Annotated in this window: 20 protein-coding genes; 5 read left to right on the top strand and 15 right to left on the bottom strand. The window is 65.7% G+C overall.

What is annotated here, in order from left to right; translation table 11 throughout:
• Nucleotides 1–121 precede the first annotated feature (121 nt).
• The 3 genes from G6N38_RS06680 (at nucleotide 122) to G6N38_RS06670 (ending at nucleotide 2,450) form a co-directional block, all read left to right on the top strand.
• Nucleotides 122–817, top strand: a complete 696-nt coding sequence (locus tag G6N38_RS06680; RefSeq protein ID WP_246227751.1) for an HNH endonuclease — start codon at nucleotides 122–124, stop codon at nucleotides 815–817.
• A 259-nt stretch (nucleotides 818–1,076) separates the two neighbouring features.
• Nucleotides 1,077–1,994, top strand: coding sequence for a DMT family protein (locus G6N38_RS06675; protein WP_163746801.1), 918 nt, complete (start codon nucleotides 1,077–1,079; stop codon nucleotides 1,992–1,994).
• 30 nt (nucleotides 1,995–2,024) lie between these two features.
• On the top strand, nucleotides 2,025–2,450 hold the full coding sequence (locus G6N38_RS06670; protein ID WP_163746800.1) for a cupin domain-containing protein: 426 nt from the start codon (nucleotides 2,025–2,027) through the stop codon (nucleotides 2,448–2,450).
• Between the two features lie 3 nt (nucleotides 2,451–2,453).
• On the opposite strand, the gene G6N38_RS06665 is transcribed toward G6N38_RS06670, so the two are convergent.
• Together G6N38_RS06665 and G6N38_RS06660 are read right to left on the bottom strand one after the other, a co-directional pair.
• On the bottom strand, nucleotides 2,454–3,320 hold the full coding sequence (locus G6N38_RS06665) for a 3-oxoacyl-[acyl-carrier-protein] synthase III C-terminal domain-containing protein (protein WP_163746799.1): 867 nt from the start codon (nucleotides 3,318–3,320) through the stop codon (nucleotides 2,454–2,456).
• Entirely contained in the window at nucleotides 3,304–4,434 is a 1,131-nt protein-coding gene (locus tag G6N38_RS06660) for a 3-oxoacyl-ACP synthase III family protein (protein WP_407662949.1), read from the bottom strand. Before G6N38_RS06660 ends, G6N38_RS06665 begins: the two co-directional genes overlap by 17 nt.
• An 84-nt stretch (nucleotides 4,435–4,518) precedes the next feature.
• Here G6N38_RS06660 and G6N38_RS06655 point away from each other — a divergent pair, with 84 nt between their 5' ends.
• Nucleotides 4,519–5,103, top strand: coding sequence for a hypothetical protein (locus G6N38_RS06655; RefSeq protein WP_163746798.1), 585 nt, complete (start codon nucleotides 4,519–4,521; stop codon nucleotides 5,101–5,103).
• Here the strand turns inward: G6N38_RS06655 and G6N38_RS06650 are convergent.
• On the bottom strand, nucleotides 5,100–5,582 hold the full coding sequence (locus G6N38_RS06650; RefSeq protein WP_163746797.1) for a hypothetical protein: 483 nt from the start codon (nucleotides 5,580–5,582) through the stop codon (nucleotides 5,100–5,102). The genes G6N38_RS06655 and G6N38_RS06650 overlap by 4 nt on opposite strands.
• 115 nt (nucleotides 5,583–5,697) lie before the next feature.
• Here G6N38_RS06650 and G6N38_RS06645 point away from each other — a divergent pair, with 115 nt between their 5' ends.
• Complete coding sequence (locus tag G6N38_RS06645) at nucleotides 5,698–6,501, top strand: glycoside hydrolase family 16 protein (RefSeq protein WP_163751846.1); 804 nt, start codon at nucleotides 5,698–5,700, stop codon at nucleotides 6,499–6,501.
• A gap of 69 nt (nucleotides 6,502–6,570) precedes the next feature.
• Here the strand turns inward: G6N38_RS06645 and G6N38_RS06640 are convergent, their stop codons facing one another.
• From G6N38_RS06640 to G6N38_RS06585, 12 genes are all read right to left on the bottom strand, one after another.
• On the bottom strand, nucleotides 6,571–7,428 hold the full coding sequence (locus G6N38_RS06640) for an endonuclease domain-containing protein (RefSeq protein ID WP_163746796.1): 858 nt from the start codon (nucleotides 7,426–7,428) through the stop codon (nucleotides 6,571–6,573).
• A gap of 123 nt (nucleotides 7,429–7,551) precedes the next feature.
• The gene (locus tag G6N38_RS06635) at nucleotides 7,552–8,748 is read right to left on the bottom strand and encodes a TetR/AcrR family transcriptional regulator (protein ID WP_163751845.1); all 1,197 of its coding nucleotides are present in this window, start codon (nucleotides 8,746–8,748) and stop codon (nucleotides 7,552–7,554) included.
• A 36-nt stretch (nucleotides 8,749–8,784) separates the two neighbouring features.
• Nucleotides 8,785–9,561, bottom strand: a complete 777-nt coding sequence (locus G6N38_RS06630; protein WP_163746795.1) for a mannan-binding lectin — start codon at nucleotides 9,559–9,561, stop codon at nucleotides 8,785–8,787.
• 5 nt (nucleotides 9,562–9,566) lie between these two features.
• Nucleotides 9,567–10,169, bottom strand: coding sequence for an Rv1363c family protein (locus G6N38_RS06625; RefSeq protein ID WP_407662976.1), 603 nt, complete (start codon nucleotides 10,167–10,169; stop codon nucleotides 9,567–9,569).
• Between the two features lie 5 nt (nucleotides 10,170–10,174).
• On the bottom strand, nucleotides 10,175–11,425 hold the full coding sequence (locus G6N38_RS06620; RefSeq protein WP_163746793.1) for an MlaD family protein: 1,251 nt from the start codon (nucleotides 11,423–11,425) through the stop codon (nucleotides 10,175–10,177).
• Nucleotides 11,422–12,615 carry an MlaD family protein gene (locus G6N38_RS06615; RefSeq protein ID WP_163746792.1) on the bottom strand — a complete coding sequence of 398 codons (1,194 nt, stop codon included), beginning with the start codon at nucleotides 12,613–12,615 and terminating at the stop codon, nucleotides 11,422–11,424. The genes G6N38_RS06620 and G6N38_RS06615 overlap by 4 nt, the downstream gene beginning before the upstream one ends.
• Nucleotides 12,612–13,727, bottom strand: coding sequence for an MCE family protein (locus G6N38_RS06610; protein ID WP_163746791.1), 1,116 nt, complete (start codon nucleotides 13,725–13,727; stop codon nucleotides 12,612–12,614). Before G6N38_RS06610 ends, G6N38_RS06615 begins: the two co-directional genes overlap by 4 nt.
• Nucleotides 13,724–14,743, bottom strand: coding sequence for an MCE family protein (locus G6N38_RS06605; RefSeq protein WP_163746790.1), 1,020 nt, complete (start codon nucleotides 14,741–14,743; stop codon nucleotides 13,724–13,726). The genes G6N38_RS06610 and G6N38_RS06605 overlap by 4 nt, the downstream gene beginning before the upstream one ends.
• Nucleotides 14,736–15,791: an MlaD family protein gene (locus G6N38_RS06600; RefSeq protein WP_163746789.1), complete on the bottom strand. Its 1,056-nt coding sequence runs from the start codon at nucleotides 15,789–15,791 to the stop codon at nucleotides 14,736–14,738. The genes G6N38_RS06605 and G6N38_RS06600 overlap by 8 nt, the downstream gene beginning before the upstream one ends.
• Entirely contained in the window at nucleotides 15,788–17,158 is a 1,371-nt protein-coding gene (locus G6N38_RS06595) for an MlaD family protein (protein WP_163746788.1), read from the bottom strand. Before G6N38_RS06595 ends, G6N38_RS06600 begins: the two co-directional genes overlap by 4 nt.
• A complete protein-coding gene (locus G6N38_RS06590) occupies nucleotides 17,159–18,013 on the bottom strand; it encodes an MlaE family ABC transporter permease (RefSeq protein WP_163746787.1) in 855 nt (284 codons plus the stop codon). It abuts the gene before it with no gap.
• Nucleotide 18,014: 1 nt separating this feature from the next.
• The gene (locus G6N38_RS06585) at nucleotides 18,015–18,887 is read right to left on the bottom strand and encodes an MlaE family ABC transporter permease (RefSeq protein ID WP_163746786.1); all 873 of its coding nucleotides are present in this window, start codon (nucleotides 18,885–18,887) and stop codon (nucleotides 18,015–18,017) included.
• Between the last annotated feature and the right edge of the window lie 262 nt (nucleotides 18,888–19,149).

Here is a 19,149-nt window from a genome sequence, read left to right as displayed (position 1 = left end):
TGTCGGCGGACGACCAAGGGGCTGCAACTTGGTCCTCTTGCCTTGGCGCCGCGCGGAAGCCCCTTGGTTCGGCTGCCCAGAATCGCGCGCGGCGACGACGATCTCACCTACGATCCTGCATGTGCTGGTGCCCGACGAAGTGATCTCCTACCGCGAGATGTGTCAAGAAGAGGACGCCAGCCTCCAGCAGGGGATGAACTTTGGGTGTGCAGGTAGACGCAGCATCATCTTGATGAGCCGCAGGCCTGGCGCGCCATATGACGATCGGGTCGAAGAGGACGGCCGCGTCCTCATCTACGAGGGCCACAACTTGCCGAGGAAGCAAGGAGGTCCTGACCCGAAGACGGTCGACCAGCCTGAACGGACACCTGGTGGCAAGCTGACTCAGAATGGTCAATTCGCGCAAGCTGCAGCTCAACACCGCGATCTCGGTGCGCGGCCTGAACGGGTGCGGGTGTACGAGAAGATGCGGACGGGCATTTGGACCTTCAACGGCACGTTCCGCCTCGTTGATGCCTGGCGCGAAGAGTCCCAGGGCCGGTTAGTGTTCAAATTTCGGCTCGAAGTGGATGCTGATGCAACGCCGGTCATCGACTCAAGGGAGCCGCGGCTGGAGCAGAACCGGCTGATCCCGAGTGACGTGAAGCTCGCCGTATGGAAGCGTGACGCGGGGAAGTGCGTTGAGTGCGGGAGCGCCGACAACCTGCACTTCGACCACATCATTCCGTACTCGCGCGGTGGGTCATCGCTCGTCGCGGAGAATATTCAGTTGATGTGCGCTCGCCACAACCTTGCCAAGCACGACAAGATTCAATGACCTTACGTAGTCGAATCTGCCTATGCGGCTTAGGAAGTCGATTCAACGCCTACGTGGCTTGGGCAGTGCGTCCGCAGAAGCCGGATAGCCATCCGAGAGGCATCCGTGTAGGTCCATGGTGTCCCAGGCGAATCGCCAATAGTTTGACGTACCACCAGGACAAGATCGCCGATACGGACCACCGTCGAATGGATCAACGGAATGTGGCGAGGGAGCCCATGCTTCCCGCGAAGCCAGTGAATGCCGCTAACCTCGACCAATGATGATCGGCGTCGCGGCAGCACTGCTGGCGTGCTTCGGCTACGGAGTCTCCTCGGTGCTGCAGGCCTACGGGGCGCGCCGATCGGCGGCCGCCGCCCGCGACCGCGGCGCCACCGGATACGTCACCGCGACCGGCGGCCCGACCCTCCTCTCGACCATCGCGGCCGCGCTCACCGCCGCGTTCATCGTCGGCATGGTCCTGGATGTCATCGGCTTCGTGGGTAGTGCAGTCTCCGCCCGCCTCATTCCGCTCTTCCTGTCCCAGACCATCATCAGCGCCAACCTCGTCGTCACCGCCGTGCTCGGCATCGCCGTCCTCGGCATCCGCCTGCACACCCGGGACTGGATCGCCATCACCGCGGTCATCGCCTCGCTGTTCGTCCTCGGCATCGGCGCCGGTGAACGCGGCCACCATGACAATCCGGACCGGTTTATCCACTGGGTCGTGCTGGCGGTGTCGGTGCTCATCCTGCTCGGCGGGATTGCGCTCATCCGCGTCCTCGGGTCGCGTAGTGCGATCATGGCCGGCCTGATCGCCGGCGTGCTGTTCGGCATGCTCGCGATCGGCGTCCGGATTCTCCACGGTGTCGACCACTTCCAGCCCTGGGTCATCGTCGCCGACCCGGCCGCGTGGACCATCGTCATCGCCGGCATCGGCGGCTTCTACCTGCACACCGTGGCGCTACAACTCGGCTCCGTCAACGGCGCCACCGCCGCCCTCGTCGTCGGCGAGACCGTCGTGCCCGGCGTCATCGGCGTGGTGTTCCTCGGCGACAGCGCCCGGCCCGGCATGGGCTGGGTGGTCGTCCTCGGGTTCGTCGGCGCGGTCGCGGGCGCGGTGGCCGTTGCAGTCTTCGGTGCCGCCGGCCACCAGAGCGCGCTGGAGCCCGAGCCCAAGACCGAAGTCCCCCAGTAGACCGCCACCACGACCGAAAGGCCAAACCCCATGCGACTGTTCATCACCGGAGTCGACGCTGACGGCAAGTCCTGCGTCGTCAGCAACGATGAGGTCGAAATCAATTCAGTCGCACCCGGTTTCGCCATTGCCCTGCCTTACGCCACCACGCAGAGTCCGCCGCCGGCCCGCCCGCACGGCAACGCTGACCTCATTGACCAGTTCCTCGAGCCCGGCCACGCCCGCTGGATGGTCATCGACCAAGGTCCGAACACCGAGACTCCGATGCACCACACCGACACCATCGACTTCGAGACCGTGCTCAGCGGCAGCGTCGACCTCATCCTCGACGACGGTGTCCACCAACTTGAAGCCGGTGACATGGTCGTCATGAACGGCGTCGACCACGCGTGGAAAGCCGGCCCCGACGGCTACCGCATGACCGCCGTCCTCATCGGCACCCCGCCGCCTGCCTAACGCCTAAGCAGGTTCGCGATAAACCGCCGCCCCGGCGGTCACCCCGGCACCCGCGGCGACGATCAGCGCCCGCGCACCCGGGGCAAGTCCGTCACCGAAGGCGGCCACCAGCGCCGCAGTGTGCAGGTGCTCATCACCGGCCACCGTCACCCGTTCCAGCGGAACACCGAGCAGATACGCCAGTGCCGCACGGTATCCCGGCTGCGCGGGCGCCGCGACAATCACGTCGACGTCGGCTGGCGACAGGCCGGACTCGCGCAGGCATTCGTGCGCGGCTTCGGCGGCGGCCTCCGCGAACCGCTGGTCCATCGACTCCGAGCGCTGGAACCGCAGAACATTGTGGGCGTCGTGCAATCCCACAGTGGCGCTGAAGGATTCACCACCATCGCGGTGATTGATCCAGTGAAACCGGCCGAGGCCGTAATCGTCGTCGCTCCACCGGCACAACACGGCGCCACCGGCGGCGGTGAACGGAAAATGCTCACTCATCCCGTGCCCGGGATCGGCATCACTGGCCACCACCAGCGCACGCTCGATCGTGCGTGAGCGCAGGAATCCGTCCACGATCTGCAACCCGGTCAACACGCCGCACGTTCCGTTGGCCACATCGAAGGAGAACGTGCCGTGCGCGCCGGCGTGCGGGTCCTCGCTATTGGCGCCGATGTCCTCCTGGATCAACGCCGCCAGCGCCGGCTCGCCCAGATTCCGGTCCCGGTAGATGCCCGCATTCACCAGCAGGTCCAGATCGTCGGGATCGCAATCCGCCGCGCGCAGGCACCTCTTGGCTGCCAACACGGCAAGGCGCAGACCGCTATGCCGGGCACGCCAGCCACCGTGGACCACCTCGAGCCGATCAATCACCGTGCCCATAGGCCCCAACCAGTTCCTCGTCCAGCGTCAGTAGCATGACGCCGATCTCCAGGCCCGACGCCAACGCAATCAGCGCGATCGTTTCCCCCGGCCGGATCCGGCCGGCGTCCAGCTCCTCGATGAGCGCCACCGTATGGGTGGTCGACGCGGTGTTGCCGTAGCGGTCGACGGTGATGACGGCGTCGTGGCCAGGCCCTTCGCCGAACTCGGCGACGATCTCCGTCATGCCCTTGCGGATCGCGCGGGCCGACGTCTGGTGGGTGATCACATGGTCGATATCGTGCAGCGCGATGCCCGCCGCCTCCAGCACCTCGTGTAGCAGCAGCGGGGTGTCGGCGATCGCCACGCGCTGGATGGCCCTGGAGTCGGTGAACATCCGCGCCGCGGGCGCATCCCCCTTCGGATAGGCCAGGCACAGCCGACTGTGGTCGGCGACCGTGGTGAATCCGGCCAAGCTGATGCCCGCCGACCCGGCCGGAGCCCGCTCCAGCAGCAGCGCCGCGCCGGCGTCACCGAGGGTCAGCGACGCCAGTTCGTTGCTCATGATGGTGCGGATATGTTGTGCCGCATTGCGTCCGAGTTGAGAGATGTACTCGCCGCTGACCACCAGCACCCGCTCGATGTTGCCTTGGCGGATCCAGTTGTTGGCGATGGTGACGCCGGTCAGCATCCCCGCGCAGGCGTTGGACACGTCGAATGTCATCGCCGTGCGGGCGCCGATCGCCTCGGCGACCGCGCCGCTCATCGTCGGTTCGAGCCACTGCGTCAGCCCGTCGTGAAACTTGGTGATGCTGCAGCTGATTACGGCATCGATGGACTCCGCAGACCGATCCGCGTGGGCCAGGCAGTCCCGCGCGGCGGAGATCGCCAGCGTGTAGGAGTCCTCGTCGCCGACCGATACCCGCCGCTCGTGGATACCCGTCAGCTTCTCGAGATCGATATGGGTCTCATGCCGGGTCGTTGACATGAGCTCGTCGGTGCTCAGATGCGTGGCGGGCAGATGCCGCCCCGCACCGGCGATCCGCGTGGTGAACGGCGCGCGAGCCGAGTCGCGCCCGCTGTCCATCACCAGCCAGTGTTTGACCGAGCCCATCACCCACGATGGATCGCCCATGACAGCCAGCGCTAGGGCCCTTGTGCCCTTCAGAGTCCCTAGCGGCCCCTGGACAACGCTTGTTGTCACGCGACAGAATTGCCCATGCGCACCTGGGCCCGATCTGCAGCGGCGCTGCTCCTCACCGCAGCAGTGACCGCAACACCAATCGCCCACGCCGACAACCCCACACCATCATTACCGGTGTTCACCCCGTACGCCTCGGATTGGCAGCCCAACACCACCGTCTATCCGTACAACCTGTGGCAGAACCGGGTGACCTCCGAACAGGTGACCGCGATGCGCGAATCCTGTCAGTGGTTCAACGCCCAATATGACACGCTCATGAGCCAGGTCCTCGGCTTCCAGCACTTCCTCGACCAACGCCACGACGTCTGGACCGCACCGGGTGTGCAGCAAGCCGCCGATACGATCATCGCCAACCTGGACCAGTCCGCCGCATTCCTCGACCCCCGCGGGCACACCCTGTTCATCGTGAACTACCCCGACCAGAGCGAGTATTCGCCTGTCTACAACGGGGATTCGATGTTCCACCTGTGGTATCAGCTCACCCAGATCAGCGACAAGATGAAGCGCAAGTTGCCGTCCGGCCAGATCAACGCCAACATCGCCACCGCCAACGTGTACGGCACCACGATCCGCGACTCGCAGGTGTGCGCGGGGGCCTAAGCCACCGTAAAACGAATAGCCGCCAGCTTTTCCACGTCGACCGCCTCGGTGAACTCCGCCAGCGTCGGCATCCGGTCATCCCGAAACTTCAGCCCCATCATCCGCTGCGCCCGCCTCGCCCCGTACGCAAGAGCGCACCGATGGAACAGATCAGCCGTCAGCGCGCGGTCCTCGACGAGCTCGCCCCGCATCACCCGCGACGTGCCCTCGTACAACACCCCAGCGGAAGCCCCGCCGCGGAAGTTCAGCTTCCACACACTCCCGATCAACGCGTACAGGTCGCCGTCGATGTGGTGCGCGCTGACCGGCACGGTGAACTCACGCCCCGTCTTGCGTCCCTTGAAGCTCAGCACCATGAATTGCTTACGCAGCCCGCCGGCGAATGGGGTGCGTAACAGATATCGCATGAGCGGGTTGACGGCCCGCATGATCGCGTCCGGCGGAGGCGCCGTCGTGATCGCCGCTGTCTGTTCTGCCACGGACCCACCGTACGACCGTGATAGGCATAATGCCAGGTCATTGCCCATCCAGCTGACTCCAAGGTTGCGGCCCGCAGCTCGATCCGGCTTGTATGGGGTCATGGACCGACGCCATATGCTCATGACAGCGGGGCTCGGCCTCCTGGCAGCAGCCACGAGACTCCCCGAGGCCACCGCCACACCCACCACACCCGCACCGGCGGCACCGGCACCCGCGAACTACCTTTTCCACGACGAGTTCGACGGCCCGGCCGGCTCGGCCCCCGACCCCTCGAAGTGGACCACCGCGCTGGCCCGCGAATCGATGGAGGACCCGACGTTCTGGGAGCTGCCCGAGAACGTCGGGCAATACCGCGACGACCGCCGCAACGTCTACCTCGACGGCAACTCCAACCTGGTGTTCCACGCCGCCAAGGACGGCCCCACCTACTACAGCGGCAAGATCTTCGGGAAATGGAACGGCGGTATCGGCCACACCTGGGAAGCCCGGATGAAACTGGACTGCCTCACCGCCGGCTGCTGGCCCGCCTGGTACCTGTCCAACGAGAGCCCCGTCAACGGCGGCGAGGTCGACGTCTTGGAGTGGTACGGCAACGGCAACTGGGGTCCTGCAACTGCCATCCACGCCAAGCTCAACGGCGGCGAGCACGTCAGCGAGCGCATCGCCGTCGACAGCGCCTGGCACACCTGGCGCCTGCAATGGGACGACGCCGGTATGCGGTTCTGGAAGGACTACACCGACGGCGCCGCGCCCTACTACAACGTTCCGGCGCACACCCTTCCAGACTGGCAGTTCAATGACCCTGGCTACCAAATGTTTCCGGTGTTCGACCTCGCGGTCGCGGGCTCCGGCGGCGGCGATCCCAGGGGCGGCAGCTACCCGGCGAACATGCTGATCGACTACATCCGCGTCTGGTAGCGACCGTCGAGCGTGCGGACGGTCGTTGACAGATCGACCCTTCACCACCGATATCTCCCACGCTCGGCGTCAGACGGGGCAGCCAGCAGCGCGCAGCTTCGCCGTGACGCGCGCAATGATCACCTCAGACCGCCCCAGCATGTCAGCGCTGACCCGAACCACCGCCCACCCTTGTGACTCCAGAATGGCGATGCGATCGATATCCCAGGACCGCTGCCTGCCATCGGCCCAATGCTGTATGCCGTCGTATTCGACTGCGACTTTCCATCTCCGCCAGCCCATGTCGACGCGGATCACGACATCGCCGTAGTCGTCGAAGAACTCGATCTGCGTCTCTGGCGCCGGCAGGCCCGCGCCGATCAATAGCAGACGGACCCGCGTCTCGCGCGGTGATTCGGCACCGCCATCAGCCAGTTTCATGGCGGCCCTTAGCCGACGGACTCCTCGCACGCCGGGACTCGCGTCAGCGATGGCCAAGACGGAGTTGGGCTTGAGACGGGTGGCGTTCATCAGCGCGTCGAGCAGTGGGACGGCTTTGTCCCGGGGGAGACTGCGTCCGATATCGAACGCGGTGCGCGCCGCAGTGGTGACTCGGATACCCCGCCGCGTGCACACCTGGTCATCCGCGATTGCATACGAGCGCGCGAGGATGCCCGGCGGTCCATGGCGATCGGCGCGAATGATCTCCGCTGACGCGGTGCCGTCCAACCACTTGGCGCCGTGGATCGCAGCCGCCGATATCCCGGCCAGAACGACGTCGGGGCCGGCGAACAGCCATGCCGCCTGTGCTCGTCGTGATGCCGTCAACGACAACTCATTGGCCAAGTAGACGTTGCGGTACACGGCGCGATAGCGGGTGCGCAGCTGGTAGTCGGTGACCAGTCCGCTCGCGATCGCCGTCGTCCCAACGAACGGCCCGTCGTGCACGCCCCTACCTTGCGGGACTCGCCTGTCACACGAATACACCCATCCACAGGTGCATCGAGAGTGTGGGTTGTCGTTGACGACGTGGCGAGTAATCGACGACAACCCCCACGTTCGGCGAAACGCCTATCGACGCCGCCGCACCGGCCGGCCCAGCAGCGTGACCTCCATCAGCCGCCGGATCGTGGCAACCGAGTCGGTGCTGGAATCGCGACTGAAGAGCCGGCCGAAGTCCACTGTCAGAGAGAACGCGGCGGCCACCGCATACCGGGCGGCGCCGATCTTCATCTCGGGCCGTGCCGCCGTCACCAGGCGCGCCCACGCATCCAACGTCGAATGCTCGATGGTCTCCAGCACCCGCAGATCCGCCTCCGGAACATTCTGCCGCTCCGTGTAATACACGTACGGCAGATCCGGCGACTCCATCACCCGGCCAAGGTAGTCATCGATCAGCTCCTCCAGTGCCGCTTCCGGATCGGCGGTGCGGGAGAGCGCATCGACGGTGTCACTGGAATGCCGATCAGCCGCCCGCCGATAGGCCAGTGCCAGGATGTCGGCCTTACCCGGAAACAACCGGTACAACCCGGACGCCTGGATACCGACCGCGGACGCGATGTCCTCCATGCTCGTGTTGCGGTAGCCGTTCTCGTAGAACAGCCGCACCGCTTCGTAGAGCACATGCTCATACATCCCAGCCTCGGCTCCGGCGCTGACGGCTTCCCGCGGCACGCCGGTGCGGCGCCTACTCGTCGGCACATCAGCGGCCAGCAGATCCGCCGCCATGGTGGCCAGACACGCGCGGATCTCGCCGGCCGCAAGCGGATTGGAATGATCGGTGATGCTGCCGATCACGCTGAGCGTGGCCGTCAACAGCGTCCGCAACTGAGACGGCGTCAGTTTTGGCCGCAGCTGGGCCAGCGGAACCTGCAGCCGGCGGTTCACCACCTTGAGCTGATCGACCAGAACGGCACGATCGGGGTCACGCAGATAACGCGCCTCCCACCGGTACAGTCCGCCCGCCGTGCGGCAGGCGATCGTGGTGTCGACCAACGCAGATATCAACGCCCGCAACGTCACTGCCGGGTCTTCGCCGGCGCGGTCGTCGGCGAACGCGGTGGCGTCGACCAGCAGCTGGCCAAGGCCCAGCACGGCGTCGCGGAACAAGTCGTACTTGCTGGGGGAGTGCCGATACAGCGCCGCCGGCGTGATGCCGACCCGCGCGGCGATGTCCTCCATGCTGACCGCGTGATAGCCCTGCGATCCGAACGCATCGGCCGACGCACGCGCGATCTGCGCCTTGCGGTCCTTGGGCCGCCGCCGAATGGCGGGTTCGCCATCTGACACAGACTCCACGCTAGATCACGCCCCGCCGTACTGCGGCCGCAGAACCGAACTCAGTGCAGCCAACGGGATGTGCGCCTGTACGGTGCCGCCATCCATCGACCACTGCATGATGCCCGGGGTGTAGTTGAGCGGCGTATCGTGCGCCACCGGATAGTCCGGCATGTACAGGATCAGCTCGTCGCCGGCCAGCGCCCACGCCTTGTATCCGCCGGAATACACCTTGTCGGGCCCCCACCGATCCACCACGAACGGGTAGCTGCCCGGCTGATGGGCCGGCGGCGCCTGATTCAGCGCGTCTTCGATGAAGGGCTGCCCCAGCGAGGCGATCGCGCTGAAGTCCACACCGGGCTTCAGCACATCGGCCAGCCCCAGCCGGATGCCGCGGGCCATGTCCCAGGTGAACGTGCGAAAAGCGTTGTTGGGCTTGGGGCCATCGGCGTGATAGTCCTCGTGGAACACGACACTCAGCACGTCACCGCGCTGCAGGATCTGGAAGTTCTCCTCGCCGAAGCTGTCGGCCACCATGTGCACGCCGACGCTTCGCCAGTTGTTGACCAACTGGGTCAGATAATCCCGGATGGTCGGACCGGTCACCGGGTTGTCGATCAGATCCCCGGGGACGGCCACCTTGATGTCGCGGACCGCCTTGCGTTCCGAGAGCACCGAGGTGTGGCAGTACTGGCCGTCCCAGTCGGCTCCCAGGCTCCCGCAGAAATCGGGGGCCGAGGCATCGGCTACCGGCGCGGTGATCAGCGCTGCCACCGCGAGAGCCCCAAATAGACGGAATCGCATACGAATCAGGGAAGTTCGACTTTGCTTGCCCGCCAGGCGCCGTCGACCTTGTCCATGGTCATCTTCACCCGGCTGCGGTCGATGCGTGGATCTGGCGCGGCCTTGTTGGCCACCGTCTGGTCGACGAACAGCAGCACGACGACCTGGTTCTTCGACGCCGACTTCACTGCCGAATCGATCACCACGCCCCGAGCGGTGGCCTTGTTGTCCACCAACAGCTGGCGCAGCTGTGCGCTGGATTGCGAGTACATGTCCTTGAATTCGCCGGTGGCGCCGTTGAGCACCTCGGCGAAGTTCTGATCCACGTTGTTCGAGTCGATGCTCGTCAGCACCTGCGCGTAGTGCACGGCAGCCTGCTGTGCGTCCCGCGAAGCCGCAGAGATCTCCCGCTCCTGCCACACCTGCCAGCCAAGGAACCCGCAAGCCCCAAGCAAACCGACGACCAACGCCCACACCAGGCCACGACGGATCAGCCGCGGCCACTGCCGGGGCGAGGGTTCCTCGACCGCAGCCTCGGTCTTGGTTTCGGGTGCATCGGCAGCCTCAGCCTCAGCGTCAGCCGCGACCTCAGCCTCAACCTCGGTCTCACTGGTAACGGTCACCGTAATCTCCTTCAGCTCGGCGGTTCGATCGGCAGCACCGGGCCGCCATAGGGGGTCGGAATGGTGTAGCGGCCCTTGGGTGTCGGGTCGGTGGTCTGGCCCAGGTCGGCGCCGGGCGGGGGACCGGCGGTGTCGTCGCCGGCCGGCCGCGGTGCGTTCTTGGCGCCGCGAATCAGCACCGCGGGATCGTCGTCGCGGCAGTAGGTGTACAGGTAGGGCTCGGGGTAGTCGGCCGACGACGCCGGCGGCCGCGGAGTCCCGTAATCGCACGCGTAGCGCGGGTAGATGTCGGCGGTCGCCCACAAACCGTTGTCGTGCATGATGCTGCCCAGCGCATCGAGCAGCGACCCGCGGTAGTCCGGGAACAGCGCGTTGAGGGCCGGCACCCGCACATACAACAGCTGCGACGCGGTGGCCATGCTGGTCAGCAGCCCCACCATCGGGTCGGAGTTGTCGGTGAACAGATTGTCTGCGGCAGAAAGGGTTTGCGGCGTCTGGTCGGTGAACCGGCGATACCCGTCGAGCATCTTGCCGACCCCGGTGAACGTGCGGCTGAGGTTTCCGGTGGCAACCTTGATGCCCGGGTTCTTGTCGGCGGCCATCGTCAGCACGACCCGGCTGGTCCGCAGAATGCTCGTGGTCTGCGGCAGAACCGAATCCAGCGTGGACAACAGGAATGTGCCGCCGTCGATGATGTCGGCCAGCTTCTGCGGGCCCTGACTGGTCAGGCTGAGCTCTTTCTTGATCAGCTCCAGCTTGGCCGGATCGACTTGCCGCAACATCCCGTCGGCGTTGGCCAACAGCTGCGCCAGGCTGACCGGCACCGACGTCTTGGTCTGCGCGATGACGCTGCCGTCCTGCAGGTACGGTCCGGCATCGGACTCCGGCGTGAACTCGATGTACTGCTCACCGGCGGGGGACAGTCCCGACACCCGCACCGGACTCGCCGCCGGAATCCGGACATCCGAACGCACCGTGGCCACCGCGGCGACGCCGTCGGGCGTGATCGCCAGCGACTGCACCCGTCCGATCGCCACGCCGCGGAGCGTGACGTCCTGATTGGGCAGCAGCCCGCCGGATTCCGGCAGCTCGACCGTCACCCGATACGCCGAGTCGAACGGCGTCACCCGCAGCGCGCCGACCAACACATAGGCCGCCGCGATCACCAGCGTCAGCACCAAACCCGCTGTCGACAACCACAATCGGTGTCGATGCCCGAACCCGACCACTCGCACCAGCTGATCGGCAGCCTTGTCGATCATGGCGGTGGCTCCGATGCGGGCGGCCCGGCAGGTGGCGCGACGATCAGCGCGCCGGGGTCAGTCGGGCTGGGCAGCACCGGAACCTGAGCAACGCCGGGGCCCTGCCCAACGACGCGTTGCTGTAGCCGCCACAGCGTGTACTTGAACGTGCCGGCCATCTGGGCCCAGTCGTAGCGCTTGGGCCCGTGGAATCCGACGTCGCCGCCGAATCCGGCGTCGGGGATCGACCCGAGCACCAACCGGTCGATGCTTGCCCGCACCGAAATCGCATTGCTGGCGGTGGCTTTGATGAACGGCGGCATCAACCGGTTCAGCGCGGCCAGATTCGCATCCGGAGCCAAGACCAAGTCATTCCACGATCGCGCGATGGTGTTGGCGTCGGCGATCACACTGCGCCCGCTGGTGTCGGTGCCCGCGATCGACGGGAACTTTTCCAGCTGCTTGCTGGTGTCACCGACCTGCTGTACGACGTCGGCGACGGTGTCGGCGTTGGCGGCCAGCGTGTCGGTGGCGGGCCCCGCTGCGGCCATCACCTCGGCCAGCGCCTGGTTCTTGGCGTCGAGAGCGGTGGCCAATCGCGATGTCTCGGTGAGGGCCACAGAGATCTGGTCCGAGCGCGACACCAGCTTGGACAGCGTTCCGTTGGTCTTGGCGATGATGTCCCCGAATGCCTGGCCCTGGTCGCCGGTCGCCTTGCCCATGCCGTTGATGACGTTGGTGAGATTGCGCACGGCGCCGCCGTTGACCATCACCGCCGCCGCGCTGAGCACCGATTCCACTGTGGCCGCCGCCGTCGTGGAATCAAGTCCGATGGTGTCGCCGTCCTTCAACAGCGGTGTGGTTGCGGAGGCGGCTGCCGGTGGTTTCAGCGCGATGAACACATCGCCCAGTGGGGTGGCCGAACGCAATTCGACCGTGCTGCCCTGTGGTAGCCGGACCCCGTCCATGATCCGGATCGTGGTGACCGCGGTGTAGTTGCGCGCCACCATGGTTTCCATCTGACCGACGTCGGCGCCGGCGAGTTTCACCTTGGCGTTGGCGGGCAGGTTCAGCGCGTTGGAGAACACCACGGTCAGCCGGTACCCGCCACTGCCGACGGTCGGCGCAGGCAATGGCAGGCTGGACAACCCGTTCGACGAGCACGCCGTGGCGCCGACCGCGACGACCAGGATCGCTATGGCGCGCTTCATTTCTGCCCCATCGCGGCCATGCCGTCAAGGACATACGTCAAGCCGAAGTCCGGTCCGAAGTCCTGCAATGTGCCGGTGCTGCACCCCAGCTGGCGCAAGCCCATCATGTTGCAGATCTCCTTGGTGGCCTGGTTGTCGAACAACACCCGATCGGTGAGCACCCGGGCCCGTGCCGCGCCGTTGCGCTGGTCGACGACGTTGTAGAGGTTGTCCAGCGTCAGCGGGGCGACGTCGATGAACTCCTTGAGATCGCGCTGACGGTCCACGAGCGTGTTGGCCGTCGTACTGCCATTGCTGACAACAGCTTTGATGTTGTCGCGGTTCTTCTCCAGGAAGTCACCGACCTGGGTCAGCAGGGTGTTCATCGTCTTGCCGGTGGTGCCGCTGCCGAAGTCCTCGTCGTTGACGATCTGGCTCAGCTGACGCACGGTGGTGCCGAAGTCACGCAGCTTTGCGTCGTTGTCGGCGGCGGCCTGCAACAGCGAGCTGAGGTTACGCACGATCGTGGTCAGCTGATCCCGAGTCTGCGTACCGCCGTCGGCGGACAGGCGCAACGCATCCGACAGCTCACCCAGCGCACTTTTGATCTTCTCGCCATTGCCGTCGGCGATCGCCGCACCCGAGTTGACGACGTCGGCGACCGGCCCGTTGCCGTTGCCGTCACCCTTGAGCGAGGTCGAGATCTTGTCCAACACACCGAGCACGCGGGCGAACTCGACCGGTGTCTTGGTCCGGGACAGCCCGATGGTGTCATGGTCCGCCAGTGTCGGGCCACCCCGATACGGCGGGGTGAGCTCGATCTGGCGGTCGGTCAGGATCGAGGTCGTTATCGTCACCGCCTGGGCGTCCGCGGGGATCTTCACGTCGCGGTCGACGGTGAACTGGACCTCGACGTAGCCGCTCTTGGGGGTGATCGCAGTGACCTTGCCGACCGGCATGCCCAGCACAGCGACCGTGTTGTCGACATAAAGTCCTGCCGCGCTGTCGAATTGCGCGGTCAACGTGATGTGATCGGTGCTCGACTTGACGTACACCCACGCGACGGTGACCACCGATGCCACGACCACCGTGATCACTGTCGCGACCGCCAGCAGTCTGGCCCGCGCGTTCACTTGCAGTCCTTGTAGTACTGGACCATGCCGAACTGCTTGGCCCGCCCGCTGATCGCGCACATCCAGGAGTCGATGACCAGACCGTTCGGGGTGTTGAAATCGAACGCGTTGCCGGTGCCGCTCGCGTTCGCAAAACCGCGCAATGCCACCGGGCCGGCCTGCAGGGTGCTGCGCAGCAGATCGTCATGCTGGGCGAGCAGGTCGGACAGCTGGCGCAGATTCTTGATGGTCTGGTCCAGCTCGCCCCTATTGGTCACCACCGTGGTGCTCAACGTGTTCACCAGATTGGTCAGCGCCGCCATCATCGCGTGGAAGGTGGCACTACGCTCGACGAACCGGCCGATCAGCTCCTGCCCCTGATTGATCATCGCGGCGATGTTGGCGTGCTGACGTTCCAGGGTGCTGCTCACCGTGTCGGTGCTCTTCAGCAGGGCACCCAGCTGATCGCGGCGATCGGCGATCACCGTCGACAGGGTTTGGATGTTCCGCATGGCCTGCGGCACCACGGCGGGCAGGCCCTGCATCTGCGTGCCCAGGATCCCCAGCGACTTCGCGAATGCGTCGGTGTCGACCTGTTCGTAGGTGGTGGTCACATCGGCCAGCGCGGCCTGCAGGTCGTAGGGCACCTCGGTGTGCGCCAAGTCGAAGGTGTTATCGGGCAGCGTCCCACCGTCTTCGGGCTCCAGCGCCAGATAGCGGGAGCCCAGGATGGTGGCGACCTTGATCACCGCCCGCGAGTTCTTGCCCAGCACGACGTCGTCACGCACCTCGAGGCCGGCCTCGACGTGGTCGCCGGCCAGCTTCATGCTGGTGACCTTGCCGACCTGGATGCCGCCGATCGTGATCGGGTTCCCCGTCTGCAGCGCCGCGGCTTGGAGGAACTTCGCGGTGTAGTGCCGATGACCGATGTTGGCGGCGTTGGCAATCAGCATCGCCCCGACGGTGACGCCGACCACGGCCACGGCGATCAGACCGAGCCAGGTCTTGTTGTAGCTTTCCAGCCGGCGCTTAGCCATTGGCCATGTTCCTGCATCGGGGAGTGTAGGTGGCATTGTTGCCCGGGGTCGCGTGGTCGACGATGATCGGCACCACATCGTTGAGGCCGGGGAAGAAGCCGGTGAGGTTCAAATCGCAGGGGTACGCGTTGCCGAACGCGCCTTCGTTGGTGATCCGGGCCAGTCCTTTGAGCATGAGCGGCAGGTTGTCACCGGTGAACGCCAGCTGCGGTTCGATGGTGACCAGGTGCCCGGTGAAACCGGGCTGGCGGGTGATCATGTCGTTCAACTGAGGATCGACGGTGTCGGAGATGGTCGAGAGCTGGCGGATCACCCTCGCCATGGTGCCGGTCGAGTCCACCAGCTCGGGGCGCCGTGCGTTGAAGTCCGACATGACCTTGCTGGTTTGGGAGAGCACCTGGTCGAGGTTCTTGTTCTGGGTGGCGAGGTTTCCCGTCACCGTGTTCAGCTGGGTGATGACAGTGCCCAGCGTTTGGTCTCGTCCGGCGAATGTGTCGGTGAGGGTGGAGGTTTGGCTGACCAGATCCACGATCGAGGCGTTATCGCCCTGCAATGATTGGATGACGCCCTTGGTCAGGTTGTCGGCGTCGCGAGGGTTGAGAACGGAAAACAGGGGTTCGTAACCGTTGAGCAGCGTGCCGACGTCGAATGACGGATCGGTGCGCTCGACCGGGATGGTGGTGTGTGGGGCCAGTAGTCCCGGGTCGCCCGTCTTACCCAGGGCCAACCCCAGATAGCGTTGGCCGACGATGTTCTGGTAGGTCACCGACGCCACGGTGTTGCCGAACAGGTGCTGGTCGTTCTGGACGACGAACGACACCTTGGCCAATTTGCCGCTCAGCTCGATCTTTTCGACCCGCCCGACCCGCACGCCGGCCATCCGGACGTCGTCACCTTCGCGCAGTCCGTAGACGTCGGTGAACATCGCGGCATACGGGGTGGTGGGGCCGGCCACATCGCGGCGCAGGGTGACATAGACCAGCCAGGTCAGCGTTATGGCCACGACCATGAACAGGGACAGCCCGATCAGTGGGGCGCGAAATTTCATCGGGACCCTCCGGGCGCTTCGGCGGGCAGTGGCGCCGCGGGCGCCGGTGATGGCGGCGCGTCCGCGGGATCGGCAGTGCCCGGCACCCGTGGTGCGGGGGAGAGCCATGGTGGCACAGGGGGATTCGGGTCGGTCAGGTTGGGGTTGGGGTTGATCAGTGGCGGGCCGACGGCGACGAGGTTGCCATTCGGTCCTACGACGGTGCCCGGTGTCGGGGCCAGATCCTTGGGCGGCTGGTAGTTCTGCGGAAGCAGCATCTCGGGCAGGTCGGGCCGCACCACGATCTCCGGTGCGGTGTAGCAACTGGGCCCCAACAGCTGGCCATAGCGGGGGCAGTCGGCACGGGTGTAGGAATAGCTCGGCGTCAACGACAGATTGACGCGCATGTTGGCGGTATCCAGCTCGGGTATCCACACCTCGTCGAAGAACTTGCGGGACAACTCGTTCAGCTTCGTGAACGCCGGGACGAACTTCCCTGCGTTCATCGCGAGGCTGCCCAGCACCGGAGTCAGGTGGGTGGTGATACCGGTGAGCTGGTCGATGTGGTTGTCGACCGCGGTATGGGTGGTACCCACGGTGTGCGCGCCGCCGGTGAGCAACGTGGTCAGGGCCGAGCGCTTTTCGGCCAGCACCTGCATCGGTTCGACCGCCTGGTGCAGGGCGTCCACCAGATCGGGTGCGGTGGAGGCCAATCCGTGTGTGGCGTCGATCAGCGCGGACACCGTAGAGGGCCCCTCGTCGGTGCTGACGATCGAGTTGAGCTGGTCGAGCAGCCGGTTGAGCTGGGCGCCGCTGGCGAGCAGCGTGCCGCGGCGGTTCTCGGTGGCGGTGTTGACGGCGGCCAGGATTCCCACGCTGCGGTCCTCGCGTCCGCGACCGGTGGCGGCCAGCACGTCGCGCAGCTTGCTGATGGTGGTCTGGAACAACACGGTGGGTAGGGCGGTGTCTTCGGGGATGTGCTCGCCGGCGCGGATCGCCGGACCGGCCCCGTTGGCGACCAGCTGCACCGCTGACACCGCGAACACATTGGAGGGAACGACCCGAGCGGTCACCGAAGCCGGTATGGAGCCGGCGTATTCGGGATGCAAGTCGATGTGCACGTAATTGGGATGGCCGTTCGCGGCGGGGATCACGCTGTCGACGGAGCCGACCAGCACGCCGTGGTATTTCACGTCCGACTTCTGCGGCAACCCGTCGCCGACATTGAGCAGGTCGGCGATCACCCGGACGTAGTTGTCGAGCTTGCCGTTGGACTTGGCCAGCAGCAGCGTGGTCACCAGCGACGCCACCAGCAGCACGCCCAGCCCGCAGAAGAGCAGCTGCCGGTCCGAGGGGCCGCGCCCGTCCAGGTCAAACGAATTCGCCATCTATCCGCCGAATCTCGCTCCGGCGGCGACGCTCCACAGCGCCATGGTCATGAGCATGTTCACGATGATCGTCACCGTGATCGCCGCCCGCATGGCGTGCCCGGCGGCGATACCGACTCCCTCGGGTCCGCCGCTGGCGTAGAAGCCGTAGTAGCACTGGATCGTCGAGGCGATCCAGACGAAGACGACCGCCTTCAGCAGCGAGTACAAGACGTCGGTGCCAGACAGCATCAGCGTGAAGTAGTGCAGATACGCCCCATTCGATCCGCCGCTGATGACCTCGACGACGATCTGGGTGGTCAGGTAGCTCACTGCCAAACACAGGACGTAGAGCGGGATCACGGCGACGACCGAGGCCATCAGCCGGGTGGTGACCAGATAGGGGATGGGCCGGATCGCCAACGAGTCCAGGGCGTCGATCTCTTCGGCGATCCGCATGGATCCCAGTTGGGCGGTGAATCGGCAGCCGCCCTGTGTCGCGAACGCCAGCGAGGCCGCTATCGGCGCCAGCTCCCTGGTGTTCACCAACGACGAGATGATCCCGGTGGCCGGTCCCAGGCCGAGCAGGTTCAAGAAGTTGTAGCCCTCGATGCCGACGATCGCGCCGACCGTCACACCGAGGACCAGCGCGACCCCGGCGGTGCCGCCGCCGACCACGAGTGAGCCGTTGCCCCAGGCGATATCGGACAGCAGCCGGGCGAATTCGGTTCGGTAGTGGCGCAACACGATCGGCACCGCGGCCACCGCACGGATGAAGAAGACCAAAATGTGGCCCAGCCGAATAACCGGCGAGGACAGCGCTCGAGTGAACCGGATCCACGGGACCCGGAACGGGCTATACGTCGACGCAGTCACCTCACAGCCCCACCCTGGGGAACAGCATGTTGTAGAGCTGGCTGATGACGACGTTGACGATCATCAGGATCAGGATCGATTCGACGACAGCGGCATTGACCGAGTTGGCCACCCCGGTCGGGCCGCCCTGGGTGGCCAAGCCCTTCTGGCTGGACACCACTGCGACGATGGCGCCGAAGATCACCGCCTTGAGTAGCGCCAGCACCATATCGCCCGGTGTGGTGAACGCGGCGAAGGTCGCCACGAAGCTGCCGGGGGCGCCGTTCTGGAAGTAGACGTTGAACAGGTAGCTGGCCAGGAACCCGACGAAGCACACCACTCCGGTGAGCGCGACGCCGATCATGATCGCCGCGGCGAACCGCGGGACGACGAGGCGGCGGATCACCGAAACCCCCATCACCTCCATGGCGTCGATCTCTTCGCGCATCGTGCGCGAGCCCAGATCGGCGGTGATGGCGGAGCCGACGGCGGCGGCCATCAGGATGGCCGCCACCAGGGACGCGGCTTGTCGGATCACGGCCAGACCGCTGGCCGCACCCGCCAGGGAGGTGGCGCCCACCTGGCCGGCGAGCAGGGCGAACTGAATCGACAAGGTCACCCCGACCGGCAGTGCCACCAGCACGGTCGGCACGACGGCCGTCCCGGCCATGAAGGCGCCCTGACGGACGAACTCCTTGAACGGGAAGCGGCCGGTGACCAGATCCACCAGCAAGTACTGCAACGTTCTCACCCCGAGAACGAACTGGTCACCGACGGTCGTGAGGGAAGCGAGCGGATGTCGCTTCACATATCCGGCGGTCCAGTTCTCGATGACCTGTACCCCGCCGGGGGTGTCGGCAGCGACCGCGGATGGCTCCGGGTCAGCTAGCGTCACGGACTGGCCATGTCATCTGTGTGCCAAATATGGTGAACCCCATGCACTTTGGCGAGCGTAAGAGCCGACGCAAGCGATAGAGCTTGCGCTAGCCCATCGTTGCGTCGAGTCCGAAACTCGCGATATCGACGTCCCCCACTTGTGGTCACCGTAGGGCGCTGCCGCTCCAACCGTCAACAGAATGGAGAATATTCATTAACATAATTTTGGTCGGGCCTGCAGGGGGTGAACGGCGGATGCCGGGTGACCGCGAACCGTGATG

The organism is Mycolicibacterium helvum (genome assembly GCF_010731895.1).
Taxonomy (GTDB): Bacteria; Actinomycetota; Actinomycetes; order Mycobacteriales; family Mycobacteriaceae; genus Mycobacterium; species Mycobacterium helvum.
Note: the sequence above shows the minus strand (reverse complement) of the source record. Positions and strands in the feature narration are given on the sequence as shown.